Origin of the sequence: Sorangium sp. KYC3313, from assembly GCF_052075895.1 — a bacterium.
GTDB classification, from domain to species: domain Bacteria; phylum Myxococcota_A; class Polyangia; order Polyangiales; family Polyangiaceae; genus Sorangium; species Sorangium cellulosum_B.
Genome location: NZ_CP197255.1, coordinates 8,282,949 through 8,302,238 on the forward strand (window position 1 = coordinate 8,282,949; position 19,290 = coordinate 8,302,238).

General features: G+C 71.8%; 2 protein-coding genes. Both read right to left on the reverse strand.

Annotated features, from left to right (window positions below; translation table 11 throughout):
• Positions 1-13: 13 nt before the first annotated feature.
• Positions 14-1,390 carry an MATE family efflux transporter gene (locus tag ACSRUE_RS31845; protein WP_012235825.1) on the reverse strand — a complete coding sequence of 459 codons (1,377 nt, stop codon included), beginning with the start codon at positions 1,388-1,390 and terminating at the stop codon, positions 14-16.
• On the reverse strand, positions 1,387-19,257 hold the full coding sequence (locus ACSRUE_RS31850) for an SDR family NAD(P)-dependent oxidoreductase (protein ID WP_441286883.1): 17,871 nt from the start codon (positions 19,255-19,257) through the stop codon (positions 1,387-1,389). Before ACSRUE_RS31850 ends, ACSRUE_RS31845 begins: the two co-directional genes overlap by 4 nt.
• Between the last annotated feature and the right edge of the window lie 33 nt (positions 19,258-19,290).

The window sequence follows — 19,290 nt, forward strand, 5'->3', positions numbered from 1 at the left end:
GCTCGTGCTCCTTTCAAGAATTCGCGCCGAGACCGGCGCCGCTGGCGACAAACCCGGGGACGAAACGCTGCTTGAACTCGGCGCGCAGCAAGAGAACGCTGGCGATCGCCTGGAGCGTCGTGCTCGCGATCGACAGGTACCAGACGAGCTCGATGCGGAAGCCGGGCAGCGTGGACAGCCAGATCGCGGGCACGGCGAACGTCACCAGTCGCGCGCCGGAGCTGAGCAACGACGGTGTGGTGTTGCCCAACCCCTGGAAGATGCTCGAACACGTGAAGATGAGCCCCTGCGCGACGAAATTCCAGCACGCGAAGCGGAGGAACTGCGCGCCCACGGCGATGGAGTCCGCGTTCTTGGCGAAGCTGCCGATCAGGGCCTCGGCGCGCCAGCCGACGAACAGCGTCAGAAGGACCATCAGCGCGCTGATGATCGCCGCCGAGATGCTGAACGTGCTCCGCACGCGGTCGGCCAGCTTCGCGCCGAAGTTCTGGCCGGCGATGGGCCCCGCCGCGAAGGAGACCGCCATCGCCGGCAAGATGAGCCCCTGGATGAGGCGCGAGCCGGCTCCGTAGCCGGCTTGCGCCGCCGAGCCGAACTCGCGGAGCGTCCAGTAGACGATCGCGGAGTACACGAAGATGAGCGCGAACTCGCCTCCCGACGGGAGCCCGATCGCGAGGAGCTGCCGCCAGATGGGCAGGCGCGGCCGGAGGAGCGGCGCGGACACGCCGACGTAGCGCTCGAGCCGCCGGAAATAGGCCCACAGCGCGATGACCGCGACGACGAGCGAGAGCGTGCTCGCGAGACCCGCCCCGGCGACCCCCATCGGGCGGTGGGTCCCCCACCCCGCGATGAGGATCGGCGCGAGGATGGCGTTGAGGACGATCGTGAGGAGCTGAACGACGAGCGTCGGCTGGACGAGACCGGTGCCGCGGAGCGCTGAACCCATGGCGACGAGCGCGAACTGGAGCGCAAGGCCGGGCATGAACCAGAACAGGTACGTGCGTCCGGCCTCGACCGTCGCGGCGTCGGCGGCGACCGAGCGCATGTAAGGCGTCGTCGTCAGGTACCCTAGGACGAGCACGGCCAGGCCGCTGACCGCGGCCAGGGTGAGCGACTGATTGAAGACGACGTTGGCCTCGTCGCGGTCCTTCCGACCGACGGCCTGCGATATCATTGCCACCGTGCCGACGCCGAGGACCTGTGTCAGGGCGAGCACGAGGAACGTCGCGTTACCCGCCGCGCTGACGCCGGCGAGCGGCACATCGCCGAGCTCCCCGACGAAATACAGATCGATCATGTAGTAGAGCGTCTGGAAGATCATCCCCACCGCGATGGGCACCGCCATCGTCACGATGTGACGGGCTATCGAGCCCTGTGTCAGGTCCTTCATGAGATCTCCTCGCTAAGCGATGTGGAAGCTCGGCCCGCCGCGGCTCCGGCGAACGGCTTCGTCCCCTCGGCGCTCACGCCGTAGAGGCGGCGACACGTATCACGAATCCTCTCGAACGGATCCGCCTCGGAGAGCAGCGAGAAGTGATCGGTCGCGCTGGTGAGGTGCAGGGAGAAGCGCGGCAGGCGCCGCATCCACGCCTCGGCGCACCCCTTGTCCCGGAAGTAATCGTTCGTCCGCTCGACCATGGCCCCGGCGAAGCGGCTGGGATCGAAGTACACGCCGGCCGTCCTCCGCTGGAAGTAGTGGCACTCGACGGCGCCAGGCCGCGGCAGATCCGCGATCTCGTAGGATTCCGCGGCCCTCTCATTCGCCTCGGCGATGCGGTGGAAGCGCTCGATGGTCTCGCGCAGCTCGTCAGGCGAGTAAGGCAACCCTCTCTCCAGGCCATGCCGGACGAGGAGAGGCAAGACGTCTTCGGCGCTCGCTCCCTGGAGCGGCAGGGCACCGATGTCGGTGAAGCCGCCCAGCTTGTTGATCATCAGGATATTGGCGTAGACCATCGCGTAGCGCAGCTTCCGCGTGTCCTCGTCCTTCAAGAGATGAACCCCGCCGTGGAGGTACGGCGTGTCGATCATCACGAGGCTCCTCACGTCGTGACCCATTCGCTGGAGGTGCCGTGTCACCTCGTAGGCGATCAAGCCGCCTTCCGAGTACCCGCCGAGCTGAAACGCGGCGCCCGCGCCGCCCCGGGCGGCGAGCAGGATCTCGGCGTAGTACTTCGCCATCTCGGAGAGATCGTCGATCGGCTCCTCGTTCGCCTTCACCCCCCTCGACTGGACCGCGTAGAACGGCAGCGTCGGGCCGAGGCCCCGCGACAACCCGAGGTACGTCTGGACGGTGCCCAGCGACCCGTGGAACCAGAAGACGGGCGGCAGGTCCCCCTTGGACTGGAGCACCTCGAGCTCCTTGTACCTCCTCGGCAGGGTCCCTGCGCCGGCGCGCGCCCCGGCCTTGCCGCGCAACATCGCGCAGAGCGCGGCGATCGACGCGCAGCTCGTCACGTCCTCCAGCGACACATGAATGGAATACCGATCCTCAAGGGCGCCGATCATGTTCATCAAGAGGAGCGAGTCAATCCCGAGGTCGGCGAGCGGCCGCGCTGTGTCAATGGCGTCGATAGGGCGCTTCGAATACCCCGCGATGAGCTCGAGGATCGGGTCGAGCGCCCCGGACGCCGCCTCGCGCGAGCGGCCGCCGGCCGTGAACGGATACGCGGGGAGGGAGACCCGCCTCGATTGCGCTCGCTCGTGCACCTGGCTCCAGTCGACCGCGGCGCCGCGCACCCAAGCCTCCGCGAGCTCGGCGGCGCGGGAAGGGTCCGCCGGCGCGATCGTGCGCTCCTGGCCGGTGGTGAAGATCGATCGCGACTGGAGGCCCTCGTCGCCCGACGCGCTCGCGTAGACGTCGAGCTTCTCGATCGCCGCGCTCACCGAGGAGGCGACGAGGGCCAGCCGGCACGGCATCGCCTCACGCCCGGTTTGCAGGGTGAAGGCGACGTCGTGCAGGTCGGAGAGCGGCGTGCTCGCGAGGCGCGCCCGGAGGGTCCGCGCATAGGACCGGAGCGCCGCGTCGCTCCTCGCCGACAGGACGATCACGGCGCGCCCGGACGCGGCGGCGCCCAGCGCGCCCGGCGCGTGGGCGCTCGCTCGCTCCGGCTCGTGCTCCTCGACGACGGCGAAGACGTTCGTCCCGCTCATGCCCGTCGCCCCGACCATCCCGCACCGGCGTTCGCCGGCCGCCGACACCGTCCACGGCCGCGCGACGTCGCTGATGGTGAACGGGCATGTCGCGAGATCGATGTACTCGCTCGGCCGGCGATAGTTCGACGTGCCGGGGATCTGGCGGTGTCTCATGGCCAGGCATATCGCGATCAGGCTGACGACCCCGGACGCGGCGAAGGTGTGTCCGATCACCGGCTTGATCGATCCGAGGGCGAAGGGCCGGCGCCCCTCGGTCCGCTGGTCGAGCGCGTCGCGCAGCGCCTGCGCCTCGATGGGATCGCCGAGCGCGGAGCCCACGCTGTGCCCGAGCACGTACTGGATTCGCTCCGGGCCGATCTCCGCGCGGCGCAGGACGCTCTCGATGAGGCGCTGCTGCGAGAGGCCGCTCGGCGCCGTGATCCCGTTCGTCCTGCCGTCGTAGTTGACGCCGGTCGCCCTGATCACGGCGTGGATCGGGTCGCCGTCCGCCACGGCCTGCGACAGGCGCTTCAGCACCACCGCCGCCACCGCTTCGCCCGGGACCATGCCGCTGGCCCGCTCGTCGAACGCGTAGCACTCGCCCTCGGCCGAGAGCATGCCGCTCCGGGTCAGGGCCACGTACGTCGCCGGCGACGTGAGCACGTTCACCCCCCCGGCGAGCGCCATCGAGCACTCGCCGTGCAGCAGGCTCTGGCAGGCCGTGTGCACCGCGACGAGCCCGGAAGAGCACGCCGTATTGAGCGCCAGGTTGGGCCCGCGCAGGTCGAGCACGTACGAGATCCGCGCGGCCAGGATCCCGTTGTGAGCGCTCGTCGCGGGCCCCGGCGCCGCGTCCGGCGCGGGGAGGGCCTCCTCCACGCCGATGAAGACGCCGCAATCGGTCCCGCGCAGCCGCTCGCCCGCGTACCCCGCGTCCTCGAACGCGCGCCACGCCTCCTGGAGCATCAGCCGCTGGCGCGGCTCCATCCACTCTGCCTCGCGCGGCGAGATCTCGAAGAACAGCGGGTCGAAGTGGTCGAGCCCGCGGAGGAACGCGCCCCTGTTGCTGGCGATCCGATTGTCCGTCGCGCCAGGACCGCTGTAGTAGGGCCGCCAGTCCCAGCGTTCCTGCGGCACCTCCTGAATCTGCTTGTGGCCCTTCAGGAGCAGCTCCCACAGATCGTCGACGTCGTCTGCCCCCGCGGCGCGCACCGACATCCCGATGATCGCCACCGGCTCCTGCACCGAAGGCGACACGCGCGCGCCCAGGCGACGCGGGCCCTCGCGCGGGACGTCGGGTCGCGCGGCATGATGCGCGCCGTTCACGAGCGGGGCGCGCGCGATCGCCGCGCCGCGGCGGTCGTCCGCCTGGCGCGGCTCCGCGGGCTCAAGGGGCGCGTCGGCGCGCTGATACGCCGCCTCGATCGCGTCGCGGTGTTGCTCGACGAGGTGCGCGGCGAGCTTCTCGATCGTGCTGTAGCTGAAGAAGACGTTCGGCATCACCTCGAAGCCGAAATGCCTCGTGAGGAGCCGCGCGAGCTGCGCCAGGCCGATCGAGTCGAGGCCGATATCGGCGAAGCTCGCGTCCTCGTCCAGGCGCCCCGCGGGGAGCTTCAGCGCCCCCTCGACGCGCGCCTTCACCTCGGCGGCGACCCGCTCCCGCAGCGTCGCCGGCGACCGGGCGGCCAACCCAGGCGCAGCGGCGGCCAGCGGCGCGGCCGCGGCGCTGGCGCCCCGCTGCTCTCGTCGAGCGATCGACGCACCGACGCCCCCTTCCGCGCTCGGCGGCGAGCGGAGGGCCGCGCTGGTGCCCGCGTAGATGCGCGAGAGGAAGCCGTGCACGCGCCGCGGCTGCCCCGCCAGCACGAGCCGCGGGCTCACCCCCGCGCCCATCGCCCGCTCCCACGCCGCCAGCCCCTCGGCGCGCTCCAGGTAGCGCTGGCCGCTGGTCCGCAGGTACATCTCGATCCCCTCGGAGCCCACCGCTCCCATCCCCCCGTCGCGCCACAGCGGCCAGCACACCGCCACCGTCGCCCCGCTCCGCTCCCCGCGCCTCCGCAGCTGCTCGCGGTGCTGCGCGTACGCCACCTGGAAGCGGTTCGCGGTCGCGTAGTCGCACGACCCGCCGTCCCCCAGCACCGCCGCCGTCGACGAGAACAGGCACATGAAGTCCAGCGGCTGCCGCGCCGTCACCTCGTCGATCACGCGCGTCCCCTCCACCTTCGGCCGCGCGACCGCCGCCACCTGCTCCCAGCTCCTGTCCACCACCGCGCCGCTCGACTCAACCCCCGCCGCGTGCAGCACCCCGTGGATCGCTCCCCACCTCGCCTCGATGGCAGCCACCGCCCCGCTCATCTGCGCCGCGTCCGCCACGTCCGCCTCGAAGTACTCGGCCTCCGTCGCACCCGCCTCGCGCAGCCGCCCTAGCTGCGCCTCGATGCGCTCGTCTCGCCTCCGCCGTCCCACCAGCGCTATCCGACCCGCGCAGCGCCGCGCCAGGTGCTCGCCGAACACCTGGCCCAGACCTCCAGCCCCGCCCGTGATCACGTACACGCCGCCGTCCCGGAGCTGCGCCTGCGCCGCGCCGCTCGACGACGCGCGCCGGACCCCCAGGCGGTATCGCTCTGCCGCCTCGCAGCGGATCACCCCCGCCATCCACGCCTCACGCGCCACCGCGTCGGCCTCGACACCCTCCGCGCCCCCGAGCACCACCCCCACACTCAGCTCCGGCAGCGCAAAGGCCGCCGAGCGCTCCACCCCGATCAGCGACGCGTCGTAGCACCCGCTCACCTCGCCGTCGGCAACACGACCCGTCAGCACCAGGCGACGCAGCGGCGCGCCGCTGCCGCGCGCCCCTCGAAGCAGACCGTGCACGCCCTGCAGCCGCTCCAGCTCTCGGCCCCACGCGTACACCACACCGAGCGCTCGACCCGCGCTTCGCCGCGCGGCGTCTCGCCTCTCCATCTCCTCGAACAGCGACAGGAACCACGCCTCGCTCGCCTCCGGCACCGCGCTCCGCGCGCCGCCGTCCCACCCGAACGCGCCCCCCACGCTCACCCCGATCGCCTCGCACCCGGGCTCGTGCCTGCCCAGCGCCTCCACCACCGACGCCCGCCAGGCCTCGTCCCCTCCGACCACCAGCCAGCGCAGCCCCGGCTCGCCCGCGGCGCGCTCCTCCCTTCCGAGCCGCTCCCACACCTCCTCGTACTCCACGACCGCCGCGGCCTCGGGCGACGCCTCGACCGCCGGCGCCGCCGCCGCGGTCACGGCTCCCTCGCCCAGCGGCAGCCAGTGCCGCTCCCGCGCGAACGGGTACGCAGGCAAGCTGATTCGCCGCGGCTTGCGCTCGCCGTACAGCCGCTCCCAGTCCAGATCGAGGCCGCGCACCCAGAGCTCGGCGAGCTTCCGCAGCTTGCCGCGCTGGATCCACTTGCCGATCGTCTCCTCGAAGTCGTCGTCGTGCGCGACGACGCCGAGCGCGTCCTTCTCGAGCCGCGCTCGTCCGCGGATCACCTCGCCCGGCGCCGCCGATCCCGCGACGAACGCGCGCAGCTTCTCCTCTAGATCCGCGACGCTGCCGACGATCACCGCGAGGCGCTCATCCATGGCCTCGCGCCCCACCTGCAGCGTGTACGCGACGTCGCGCAGGTCCGCGTCGGTGAGCCCGCGCGAGCGGATGGCGGCGACGAGATCGCGCGCGCGCTCGACCACGGCGTCGCTCGATTTCGCGCTCAGCGCGATGAGCACCGGGGCGGCGGCGGGCGCGTTCGCGTCGCGGTCTCGACGCTCCGCCTCGGCATACTCCGCGACGATCACGTGCGCGTTCGCGCCGCCGGCGCCGAAGGACGAGATCCCGGCGATCCGCGGCGCTTCCACGGAGCGGCCGCCCACCGTGAGCGTCGGGCGCTTCCACTCGCCGAGCCGCCGCTGCACCACGAAGGGCGTCTCCTCGAACGCGATGTGCGGGTTCAGCTCGTCGACGTGCAGGCTCGGCGCGATCTGGCCGTGCTTCATCTGCAGGAGCACCTTCGTCAGCCCCGCGATCCCCGCCGCCGCCTCGCAGTGGCCGATGTTCGACTTCGCCGACGCGATCGCGCAGAACTGCACGTCCGGCGTCGACGCGCGGAATGCCTGCGTCAGCCCGGCGATCTCGATCGGATCGCCCAGCTCCGTCCCCGTCCCGTGCGCCTCGACGTAGCTCACCGCGCGGGCGTCGACCCCCGCCCTGGCGAGCGCGCTCAGGATGAGCTCCCGGTGCGCCGCAGGGTTCGGCACGAGATAGCCGTTCGTCTTGCCGCCGTGGTTGATGCTCGTGCCGAGGATCACGCCATAGATGGGGTCGCCGTCGGCCTCCGCGCGCGACAGGGGCTTGAGCAGCACCGCGCCCACCGCCTCCCCGGGCACCATCCCGTCGGCCCCGCGGCCGAAGCTCCTGCTGCGCCCCTGCTTGGAGAGCATCCCCGCCATGCACAGGAGCACATAGCTGCTCGGGTGCAGGTACAGGTTCACGCCGCCGGCGATCGCGAGCTCGCACTCGCCGCGGAGGAGGTGCTCGCACGCCTCGTGGATCGCCGTCAGCGACGACGAGCACATCGTGTCGATCGGCATGCTCGGGCCGCGGATGTTCAAGAAATACGAGACCCGGTTGGCCACCGAGCTGAACGACGTGTGCGGGAACGCGGCAGCCCCTCGCCGCCAGAGCTCCGGGCCGTACAGATCGAACCCCGTCTTCGTGATGCCGGCGAAGACGCCGACCCGCCCGCCGTGCCGGCGCGCGAGCGACTCGCGCGTGTACCCCGCGTCCTCGAGCACGTCCCAGCTCGCCTGCATGAACAGCCGCTCCTGGGGGTCGATCCCCTCCGCCTCGAGCGGCGAGATGTTGAAGAACATCGGGTCGAACTCGGCGAACCCGTCGAGGAAGCCGCCCCACCGGCAGTAGCTCTTGCCAGCCTCCACCGCGGCGCGCGGGTCCTCGCAGTAGAATCCCTCGATCGCCCACCGCTCGGGCGGTATCTCGACGACGCTGTCCTTGCCCGCCTTCAGGTTCTCCCAGTACTCGTCGATGGTGCGCGCCTGCGGGTACCGCCCGCTCAGGCCGATGATCGCGATCCTGCGATCGGCCGCCGCCGTCTCGACGCGCCCTCCGCGCGACACGCTCGGCCGGACGCGCGCGCCGGCGCGCCGCCCCGCGCGCACCGGCGGCGCCGCGACCGACGACGCGGGCGCCGTGGTCGACGGCGCGGCCGCCGCGGCGTCGCCGACGCCCGTGAGGCGGCGCAGCACGTCCCGCTTCGTTCGCAGGAGGTGGTCGACGAGCGCGTTGATCGTCTGGTGCTCGAAGAACAGCGTGCTGCTGATGTCCGGGATGGCCTCCTTCAGCGCGTCGGTGAGCTGCACGACCAGGATCGAGTCGATCCCGTAGCTCTCGAGCGACTCCGCCGGGTCGAGCTGCGCGACGTCGATCTTCAGCGCCTTCCCGACGAGGCCAAGGAGGTGCGCGACGGTCCTCTCGCGGAGGAGCTGTTCGCGCCCTCCGGCCGCCGGCGGCGTGGCGTCGACCGCGGGCGTCGCGGCGCGCTCGGTCGGCCGAGCGCGCCGTGACTCCGCGATCTCCGCGCCGGAGCGCGCCGGGCTCCGGGGGGGCTGCGCCGCCGGCAGGGGCTGCGCTGCCGGCATCGGCTCCGGGGGCCGCGGCCGACGGACGATGCCGTCGCTCTCGGCGGCGATCACCTGCTGCCCGATCTCCGCGGCGCGCTCGGTCGGAAAGAGCACCGAGCGGAAGCCCTCGTCCTCCAGCACGCGTCGCCAGGTTTGCGCGCTCAGCCCCGGCGTGCCGGGCATCCGCAGCGCGTCGTCCTCGTACCGCCACCAGCCCTCGAGCAACCCGAACGTCAGGTGCACGAGGAGCGCGTGGCTGGTGATCTCGTTCAGCACGAGGACGCCGTTCGGCTTCAGCATCGCCTTCACGTTGCGCAGCGTCCGGCGCACGTTCCTCGTCGCGTGGAGCACGTTCGCGGCGATCGCGACGTCGTAGGTGCCGATCTCGATCGACTGCTCCGACGGGTCGCGCTCGACGTCGAAGATCTGGCACTTCAGGTACGGCGCGCGCGTGGCGTAGTGCTCCTGGGCGTGGAACAGGAACGCCTTCGACAGATCCGTGTAGCGGTACACCTCGACGTGCTCGCGTCGGCTCCACAGCCTCTCGAACACGTGGGCGCTGGCGCTCCCGGTGCCGGCGCCGATCTCGACGATCCGGATGCGCGCCGCGGGGTCCCGCGCGATCCGGGCGTCGACGAAGGCGAGCACCTGATCGGCGAGCGCCGCGTTGAAGTAGTCGGCCGGGCCGTTGTTCTTGTAGACGTCCTCGACCAGCGCCATCGACGAGCGCGGGAAGATCACCTCGGTCGCGGGGATCGCGCCGGTGAGGATCCGCGGCAGCGCGCGCAGCGTGGCCTCGACCAGGCGCACCTGGGCGCGGAGGTTGGGCTCGGCCGACCACGCCACCTTCTCCTGCTCCCAGCGCCGCCATGCCTGCGCGGCGTCGACGTCGCTCCGCGCCGCGCCGCGAGCGCGGAGCAGCCGGAGGCTCTCGCGGAGCCACCGGTCGTAGAGAGGCGGCATGCCGATGGCCCTGCTCTTCTCGACGAGCGACGCGCCTCCCTCGTCCAGCAGGCCGAGATCGCGCAGATGGATCGAGAGGATCTCGCGCAGGTGCTCGTCGAGCTGCTCGAACATCCTCCGCGAGGCGCGGTCCGCGTCCAGGGCCGGCGGCGGCGCCTCGCGGAGCGACATGGCGCCGATCACGGACGGATCCCGCGGCGGGGGAGCCACGAGCCACGGCGTCTCCGCCTCGACCGAGCCCGACGTGCCCCCGCGCGCCACCTTGTTCAGCCCGAGCTTCTCGAACTTCATCAGCCCGAGCTGATCGAACGGGCCGGCGAGGAGCGCCTCGAGCGCGCTCGCCGCGTCCTCGGCGCCGATCGCGCTGATCCCCGCGAGCGCCATGCGGTTCTTGTACGACTGCGGCACGACGCCGGCGGCGCCGATCTCGCCCCACCAGCCCCAGTTCATCGTCTTCACCGCGAACGGCCGGCTCTTGCCGAGCTGGTGCGCGTACGCGTCCTCGAACGTGCCGCCGGCCGAATAGCCGCACTTGCCCGCGTCCTTCGAGAACGAGTTCATCCCTGAGAAGAACATCGCGAAGTCGAGCGGCTCGTTCCCGAAGACCTGCGCGAGCCGCACGCTCACGTCCACCTTCGCCCTCAGCACCTCCGCGAACTGCTCCGGCGTCGTGTTCGCCACGCTCTTGTCGAACGTCCCCACCGCCGAGTGCACAACCCCGTGAATCGCTCCGTGCCGCGCCTTGATCCTCCCGTACGCCTGCTCCAGCGCCTCACGGTCCGCCGCATCCGCCTGCTCGTACTCAGGCCTCGGCCCAAGCTCCCCGAGCCGCTTCAGCTTCGACTCCAGCTCCTCCGTCGCCCCCCGTCGCCCTATCCACACCACCTGCGCCCGGTAACGGCGGATCAGGTGCTCGCTCAGCACCTCGCCGATACCGCCCGCTCCCCCGATCACCACGTACACTCCGCCCTCGCGGTAGCCTCCACCTCCGCTCGACGGCGACACCTCGCACGGCAGCAGCATCTGCCGGAACCACTCACCCCCGCGGTTCGCCAACGCGTCCCCCTCGCCCGCGGGCGCCAGCGTCAGCACCTCCGACCAGCCCGCTCCCTGCTCGCCCTCCAGATCCGCCACACGGACCTTCCACCTCGGGTACTCCTTGGCCAGCGTGCCCAGAAGACCGTGCACGCTCGCGTGCGTCGGCTCGATCTCCTCTCCCTTCCTCACCGCTTGCGCCCTGACCGTCACCGCCGTCAGCGCCAGCTCCCTCGACCCGTAGCCCCGCGCCAGCAGCGCCTTCACCAGCCGGAAGCAGCTCTCCACCCCCACCCGCTGCTCCTCCAGCACGCTCTCGCCCTCGATCGCCGTGTACCGGCTCCGCGGCGCGATCCACACAATCTCCCCCACCTCGCCGCCCGCGCCGAGCTGCTCCGCCAGCTGCTCGACGCTCGCCTCGTGCCCTCCCGCCACCGGCAGCCACGACGCGCCCAGCAGCGCTCGCTGCTCCTCGTCCCCACCCACCACCCACACCGCGCCCCGCGGCGCCTCCACACGCCCCACCGCCCGCGCTTCCACCGGCTCCCATACCGGCACCAGCCGCAGCGCCTGGCCGCCTCCGCTCCCCTCCGCTGCCGCCTCCACGGACGCGCGACGCGCCGGGGCGCCGTCGTGTACACGCGCGCTCACGCCGGACAGGCGCGCGCAGACGACGCCCTCCTCGTCGCACACGTCGATGTCGAACTGCCGCACGCGCTCGGTGCTGGCCGCGCTCACGCGGATCCACGCCCACATCCGCGGCGCGCTGGCCCGAACGACGTCGACGTCGCGCACCGAGAACAGGAGCGCTGCCTTCGGCGCCGATCCCGCTGCCCCGGGCCCCTCCGGCTCGCCCATGCTCACACAGGCGGTCCCCTGGAGCGCCCCGTCGAGGACGCTCGGATGGATCACGAACGCCGACGACGCTCGCTGCGCCTCGGGGAGCTCGAGCTCGACGAGCGCCTCGCGCGCGCCGAGGTGAGCGCGCCGAAGCACGCGGAACGCAGCCCCGTACGCGATGCCGGCCGCGTCGAACGCCTCGTAGCACCCGGCGCCGTCCACCTCGCCGGCCGCGCAGCGCGCGCGCAGCTCGCCGAGGTCGAGGCGCTGCGGTGCGCTCTTCTCGACGAGCGCCGCCTCGCCGCGGCAATGGACGATCTCCGAGCCCCCTTCGCCCTCGCTGTACACCTCGAACCGCGACGCGCCATGCTCGTCCGGCACATCGAGCGAGACGTGAAGCGCCGACCGCCCGTCCACGACCGTGAACGGCTGGAGCCACGCGACGTCGTGAAGCGCGACGTCGCCCGCGCCGTCCCCGCTCGAGAGCTCGAGCGCCGCGCGCACCATCTCGAGGTACGCAGCCCCCGGGAGCACGCCCCTCCCCTGGACGACGTGCTCCTTCAGGAAGAACTCGCTCCCCGTGAGCTCGCTCGTGAAGCGCTGCCCCGCGAAGTCCGACGTATTTCGATGAAGGAGCGGGTGCAGCGCCGCGACGGCGCCGTCGCTCGCCTGGAGGGCCGAAGCGGCGCCCATCGCGCCGCCCGCGGGCCAGTAGCGGTCCCGCGCGAACGGGTACGTGGGGAGCGGGACCCGCCTCGGCGCGCCGCCATCGTGGAGCCTCATCCAGTCGATGGCGAGCCCCTTGACCCACAACTCGAGCAGCCGGGCGTACTTCTTCTTGCCGATCCAAGCGTCGACCGCGCGCCGCAGGTCCTCGTCCTCGGCGAAGAGCGATATCCCGTCCTTGGCGCGCTTGATCTCGCCGCGATGGAGATCCTCGCTCGGCTCGCCCCCCGCGACGAAGCGGGCGAGCTTGCCGCACAGCTCCCTCACCGACGCCGCCGTGAACGCGAGGCGGTGGTCCATCGCCTCGCGCCCCACCTGCAGCGTGTACGCGAGGTCGGGCAGCTCGGCGTCGCCGTACTCGCTGCTGCGCACGGCGGCGAGGAGCTGCGCGGCCCTCGCCTCGAGCTGCGCCTCGGTCCGGGCGGACAGGACGACGGCGACCGGCGCGGGTGACGCCGCGCTCGCCCTTCCGAGGGCCGCGCGCTCGTCGACGTACTCCGCGACGATCACGTGCGCGTTCGCGCCGCCGGCGCCGAAGGACGAGATCCCGGCGATCCGCGGCGCCTCCACGGAGCGGCCGCCCACCGTGAGCGTCGGGCGCTTCCACTCGCCGAGCCGCCGCTGCACGACGAAGGGCGTCTTCTCGAACGCGATGTGCGGGTTCAGCTCCTCGACGTGCAGGCTCGGCGCGATCTGGCCGTGCTTCATCTGCAGGAGCACCTTCGTCAGCCCCGCGATCCCCGCCGCCGCCTCGCAGTGGCCGATGTTCGACTTCGCCGACGCGATCGCGCAGAACTGCACGTCCGGCGTCGACGCGCGGAACGCCTGCGTCAGCCCGGCGATCTCGATCGGATCGCCCAGCTCCGTCCCCGTCCCGTGCGCCTCGACGTAGCTCACCGCGCGGGCGTCGACCCCCGCCTTGCCGAGCGCGCTCAGGATCAGCGCCTTGTGCGCCGCCGGGTTCGGCACGGTGTACCCGTTCGTCTTGCCGCCGTGGTTGATGCTCGTGCCGAGGATGACTCCGTAGATGTGGTCGCCGTCGGCCTCCGCGCGCGACAGGCGCTTGAGCAGCACCGTGCCCACCCCCTCGCCGGGCACCATCCCGTCTCCGCCGACCCCGAAGCTCCTGCACCGCCCTCGCGGCGAGAGCATCCTGCCCAGGCAAAGCATCACGTACGAGCTCGGGTGCACGTACAGGTTCACGCCGCCAGCGATCGCGAGCTCGCACTCGTCGCGGAGGAGGTGCTCACACGCCTCGTGGATCGCCGTCAGCGACGACGAGCACATCGTGTCGACCGGCATGCTCGGGCCGTGCAGGTTCAGGAAGTACGAGACCCGGTTGGCCACCGAGCTGAACGACGTGCGAGGAAACGCCGCGATGCCTCGCTGCCAGAGCCCGGGGCCGTGCAGCTCGAAGCCGCCCCGCGTGATGCCGGCGAAGACACCGACCCGCCCGCCGTGCCGGCGCGCGAGCGACTCGCGCGTGTACCCCGCGTCCTCGAGCACGTCCCAGCTCGCCTGCATGAACAGCCGCTCTTGGGGATCGATCCCCTCCGCCTCGAGCGGTGAGATGTGGAAGAAGAGCGGATCGAACTCGGTGAACCCGTCGAGGAAGCCGCCCCACCGGCAATAGCTCTTGCCCCGGGTGACCGCCTCCTCGACGTCATCGCAATAGAAGCCGTCCAGCGACCATCGCTCGGGCGGTATCTCGACGACGCTGTCCTTGCCCGCCTTCAGGTTCTCCCAGTACTCATCGACGGTGCGCGCCTGCGGGTACCGTCCGCTCAGGCCGATGATCGCGATCCTGCGGTCGTCGAGGGCGTCGCGCGCCGGTCCGGCCGCCGGCGAGCCGTTCGCGCGCGGCGCGCTGCGCGCGCTCGCCAGGCTCGGAGGCGCAGGCCCCTCGGCGCCGTGCGCCGCTCGAGGCCCCTCGGCAGCCGACGCGGCCGCGGACGACGTGAGCCCGGTCAGCTGGCGCATCGCCTCGCGGTGCGTGCTCACCAGGTGATCGGCGAGCGCGTCGATCGTCTGGTGCTCGAAGAACAGCGTGCTGCCGACGTCCGGGATGGCCTCCTTCAGCGCGTCGATGAGCTGCATGACCAGGATCGAGTCGATCCCGTAGCGCTCTAGCGGCTCCGTCACGTCGATGAGCGCCGCGTTGACCCTCAGCGTCCGGCTGACCAACGCGCGCAGGTACGCCACGCTCTTGGCGCGGAGGAGCGACTCGTCGAGCTGCTCGTCCGGCGCGGCCGCGTCCGCCTCGACGCCGTGGCGCGCGCGTTCGGCAGGCAGGCGCTCCGGCTCGCCCCGAGCGGCGATCGCCGGCGGCAGCTGGTCCTCCGGCCGCGCGGGGTCCGTCGCCGGCGCGCTCGGACCGAGGGCTTGCGCCCCTGTGGTCTTGGTCAGCCCGAGCTGATCGAACGGGCCGGCGAGGAGCGCCTCGAGCGCGCTCATGGCATCCTCGGCGTCGATCACGCCGATCCCCGCGAGCGCGATGCGGTTCTTGTACGACTGCGGCACGACGCCGGCGGAGCCGACGTCGCCCCACCAGCCCCAGTTCATCGTCTTCACCGCGAACGGCCGGCTCTTGCCGAGCTGGTGCGCGTACGCGTCCTCGAACGTGCTGCCGGCCGAATAGCCACACTTGCCCGCGCCCTTGGCGAAGGCGTTGAGGCTCGAGAAGAACATCACGAAGTCGAGCGGCTCGTTCCCGAAGACCTGCGCGAGCCGCACGCTCACGTCCACCTTCGCCCTCAGCACCTCCGCGAACTGCTCCGGCGTCGTGTTCGCCACGCTCTTGTCGAACGTCCCCACCGCCGAGTGCACAACCCCGTGAATCGCTCCGTGCCGCGCCTTGATCCTCCCGTACGCCTGCTCCAGCGCCTCACGGTCCGCCGCATCCGCCTGCTCGTACTCAGGCCTCGGCCCAAGCTCCCCGAGCCGCTTCAGCTTCGACTCCAGCTCCTCCGTCGCCCCCCGTCGCCCTATCCACACCACCTGCGCCCGGTAACGGCGGATCAGGTGCTCGCTCAGCACCTCGCCGATACCGCCCGCTCCCCCGATCACCACGTACACTCCGCCCTCGCGGTAGCCTCCACCTCCGCTCGACGGCGACACCTCGCACGGCAGCAGCATCTGCCGGAACCACTCACCCCCGCGGTTCGCCCACGCGTCCCCCTCGCCCGCGGGCGCCAGCGTCAGCACCTCCGACCAGCCCGCTCCCTGCTCGCCCTCCAGATCCGCCACACGGACCTTCCACCTCGGGTACTCCTTGGCCACCGTGCCCAGAAGACCGTGCACGCCCGCGTGCGTCGGCTCGATCTCCTCTCCCTTCCTCACCGCTTGCGCCCTGACCGTCACCGCCGTCAGCGCCAGCTCCCTCGACCCGTAGCCCCGCGCCAGCAGCGCCTTCACCAGCCGGAAGCAGCTCTCCACCCCCGCGCGCTGCTCTTCCAGAACGCTCTCGCCCTCGATCGCCGTGTACCGGCTCCGCGGCGCGATCCACACAATCTCCCCCACCTCGCCGCCCGCGCCGAGCTGCTCCGCCAGCTGCTCGACGCTCGCCTCGTGCCCTCCCGCCACCGGCAGCCACGACGCGCCCAGCAGCGCTCGCTGCTCCTCGTCCCCACCCACCACCCACACCGCGCCCCGCGGCGCCTCCACACGCCCCACCGCCCGCGCTTCCACCGGCTCCCATACAGGCACCAGCCGCAGCGCCTGGCCGCCTCCGCTCCCCTCCGCTGCCGCCTCCACGGACGCGCGACGCGCGGGCGCCGCCTCCGCCGGAGCCACCTCGACCCGCGCCCGCTCCCCCGCGTGCCGCTGCGGCCCTGCGCCCCGCGCGCGGCGGTCGCCCGCCTCTTCGCGGCTCGCAGCCCGCGGCGTCGCCTCGCTCCAGTACCGGTCGCGCGCGAACGGGTACGTCGGCGCGCTCACCTTGGACCGCCGCGCGCCCGCGTGGAGCGAGCTCCAGTCCACGGCGTATCCCTCGACCCACCGCTCCGCCAGCCGGCGCAGCGCATCGCCGGGCGCGCCAACGGCGCCGTCGCCCCCGTCCGAACCGGAGGCACGCTCGGGCGCCTTGGCCTTCTTCACCTTGCCGCGAAAGCACCCCTCGACCCGCTCCTTGCCCGCCACGACGTCGCTCAGCCGGCTCGCGAGCGACTCCAGGTCGTCGGCGATGACGGCGAGCCGGTGCTCGAACGCCTCGCGCCCCACCTGGAACGTGTAGGCCAGGTCGGCCAAGCGCTCGTGCCGGGTGGTCCTGTCGGCCTCCGCCGCGGACAGCGCGTTCACGTGCGCGAGGACATCCGACACATACTGGAGGAGCTGATCGCCGGTCCTCGCCGAGATCGGGAGCAGCGATGGCCCGTCATCGGCGGTGCCGTGCCCGTCGCGCGGCGGCGGGACATACTCCTCGATCACGACGTGCGCGTTCGTCCCGCTGAAGCCGAACGAGCTGACCGCGGCCCGGCGGCGCTTTCCGCCCTCCACGACCCACGGGACAGCGCTCGTGTTGACGTAGAACGGGCTGTTCTCGAAATCGATGTGACGGTTCGGGATGCCGTAGTTGAGAAGGCCAGGCAGGAGGCGGTGCCTCAGCGCGAGCAGCACGTTGATGACGCCGGTGACCCCCGCGACCGTCACCGTGTGCCCGACGTTCGGCTTGACCGAGCCGATCGCGCAGAACCGGCGCCGATCGGTGAACCGCTGGAACGCCTCGGTGAGCGCGCGCAGCTCGATCGGATCGCCCAGCTTCGTCCCCGTCCCGTGCGCCTCGACGTACTGAATCTCGCCGGGATCGATCCCGAAGCGATTGTAGACATCGAGCTCGAGCTGACGCTGTGACGCGGCGCTCGGCGCCGTGATCCCGTTCGTGGCGCCGTCCTGGTTGATGCCGCTGCCGACGATGACGCCGTGGATGCGGTCGCCGTTCGCGATCGCGTCGTCCAGCCGCTCGAGGACCAAGACCGCGACGGCTTCGCCCGAGACCATGCCGTTTGCGCGGTCGTCGAACGTGAAGCACTTGCCGTCGGCGGACAGCATCTGCGCGCGGCCGGCGGCGACGCCGAAGTGCGGCGTGGCCTGGATGAACGCGCCGCCCGCGAGGATCACGTCCGTCTCGCGGCTCCACAGGCTCTGGCAGCCGATGTGGACCGCGACGAGCGAGCTCGAGCACGCGGTGTCGATCGCGATCGCCGGCCCCTTCAGGTTGAGGAAATAGGCGATCCGCGCCGGCAGGATCGAGCCCGCCGTACCCCAGAACGAGTGGCCAACCTTGTCCTCCTCAATGTAGCTCGCGTACTTGCCGTCGACGACGCCGGCGACGACCCCGGTGCGGCTTCCGTCGAGGCGCGCCAGCGTCAGCCCCGCGTCCTCCAGCGCCTTCCAGCTCTCCTGCAGGAAGATCCGCTGCTGCGGGTCCATGTGCTGCGCCTCCTGGCCCGAGATGCTGAAGAAGAGCGGATCGAAGCACTCGATGTCGTCGAGGTAGCTCCCCCACGGGTCCATCTCGACTCCGCGCTGCGCCGCCGGGAGCTCCAGCGATTGGAACAGACGCTTCCGCCCTTCGGGCAGCTGGGTGATCAGGCCCCTCATCTCCACGACGCATCGCCAGAGCTCGTCGATGTCCTTCGCGGCGCCGAAGCGCCCCGACATCCCGACGATCGCGATCGGCTGCTCGCCGCGCGCGCCGGCCCTGTCCGCGGGGCGCGCCGCCGGCCGCGCGCGCTTTGGCGCCTCCCGGCGCACGCTCGCCGTCTTCGGCCCAGGCACGGTGACGACCACCTTGCCGATGTTCCGGCGGTCCGCGAGGTACCGGTACGCGTCGCCGATGGCGTCGAAGTCGAACGTCTTGCCGACCACGATCCGGAGCTCCCCCCGCTCGACGAGCGAGAAGAGCTCCTCGCCGAGGTCCGCGGCGTGCTCGGGGACGTCGAGCAAGAGCTTCCGCAGATCGAGGCTGTGGAAGCTCTGGTTGTTCGACATCCTGCTGAGATCGATGCTCCGGGCCGATTTGAGCCCGGTCATCGCGATCTCGACGTAGCGCCCCCGCGGGCTCAGGCAGTTGATCCCCTTCTGGATGGCTTCGCCCGCGAGCGTGTTGATGACCGCGTCCACCCCCTTCCCCTTCGTGATCGCCATGACCTCGGCCTCGAAGTCGCGGCGGACGTAGTCGATGACGTGGGGCACCCCCATCGCGGTCAGGTAGCGGAGCTTCTCGTCGGAGCTGGCGGTCGCGATGATCGTCGCGCCGGCGCGCTGCGCGAGCTGCACGGCCACGAGCCCGGTGCCGCCGGTGGCGCTCTGGACGAGGATCGTCTCCCCCTTGGCCAGCCGCAGCCGGCGGAACGCCTCGACGATCGTGAGCCCCACCGTCAGGAACGAGGCCGCCTCTTCGAAGGACAGCCGCGCAGGCTTCGCGACGAGCTGCGACTCGTCCGCCACGATCAGGGTGGATTGAATCCCGAGCCGGACGCTCGCGGAGACGATCACCTCGTCGCCGGCCGCGAAGCGGGTCACCTTGCTGCCGACCGCCCGGACGATCCCCGACGCCTCGAAGCCAGGCGTGAACGGGTACGCGGGCATCGTGGGATAGAGCCCCTGCACGCACAGCAGGTCGCCGAAGTTGAGCGAGATCGCCACGGCGTCGACGTGGATCGCGTGCTCCTCCGGCGCGCCGACCTCGTCCTCGACGACGCGGATGTCCTCGATCGAGCCGGGGCCGTCGAGGACCACCCTCCGACGCCGGACGGTCTGCGTCGCGCCGGCCCTGTCCGCGGGGCGCGCCGGCGCGCCGTCGCTGCCGCTGGCGACAAGCTGTGCGTAGCGCGCCCTGAGCTCCGCCTCCGACAGCAGCCCGGACTGGTACTCGCGCAGCAGCGCTTCGATTTGGCTCTTCACTGTGCTCTCTCCACGTGGCTCGTAAGAATGCTC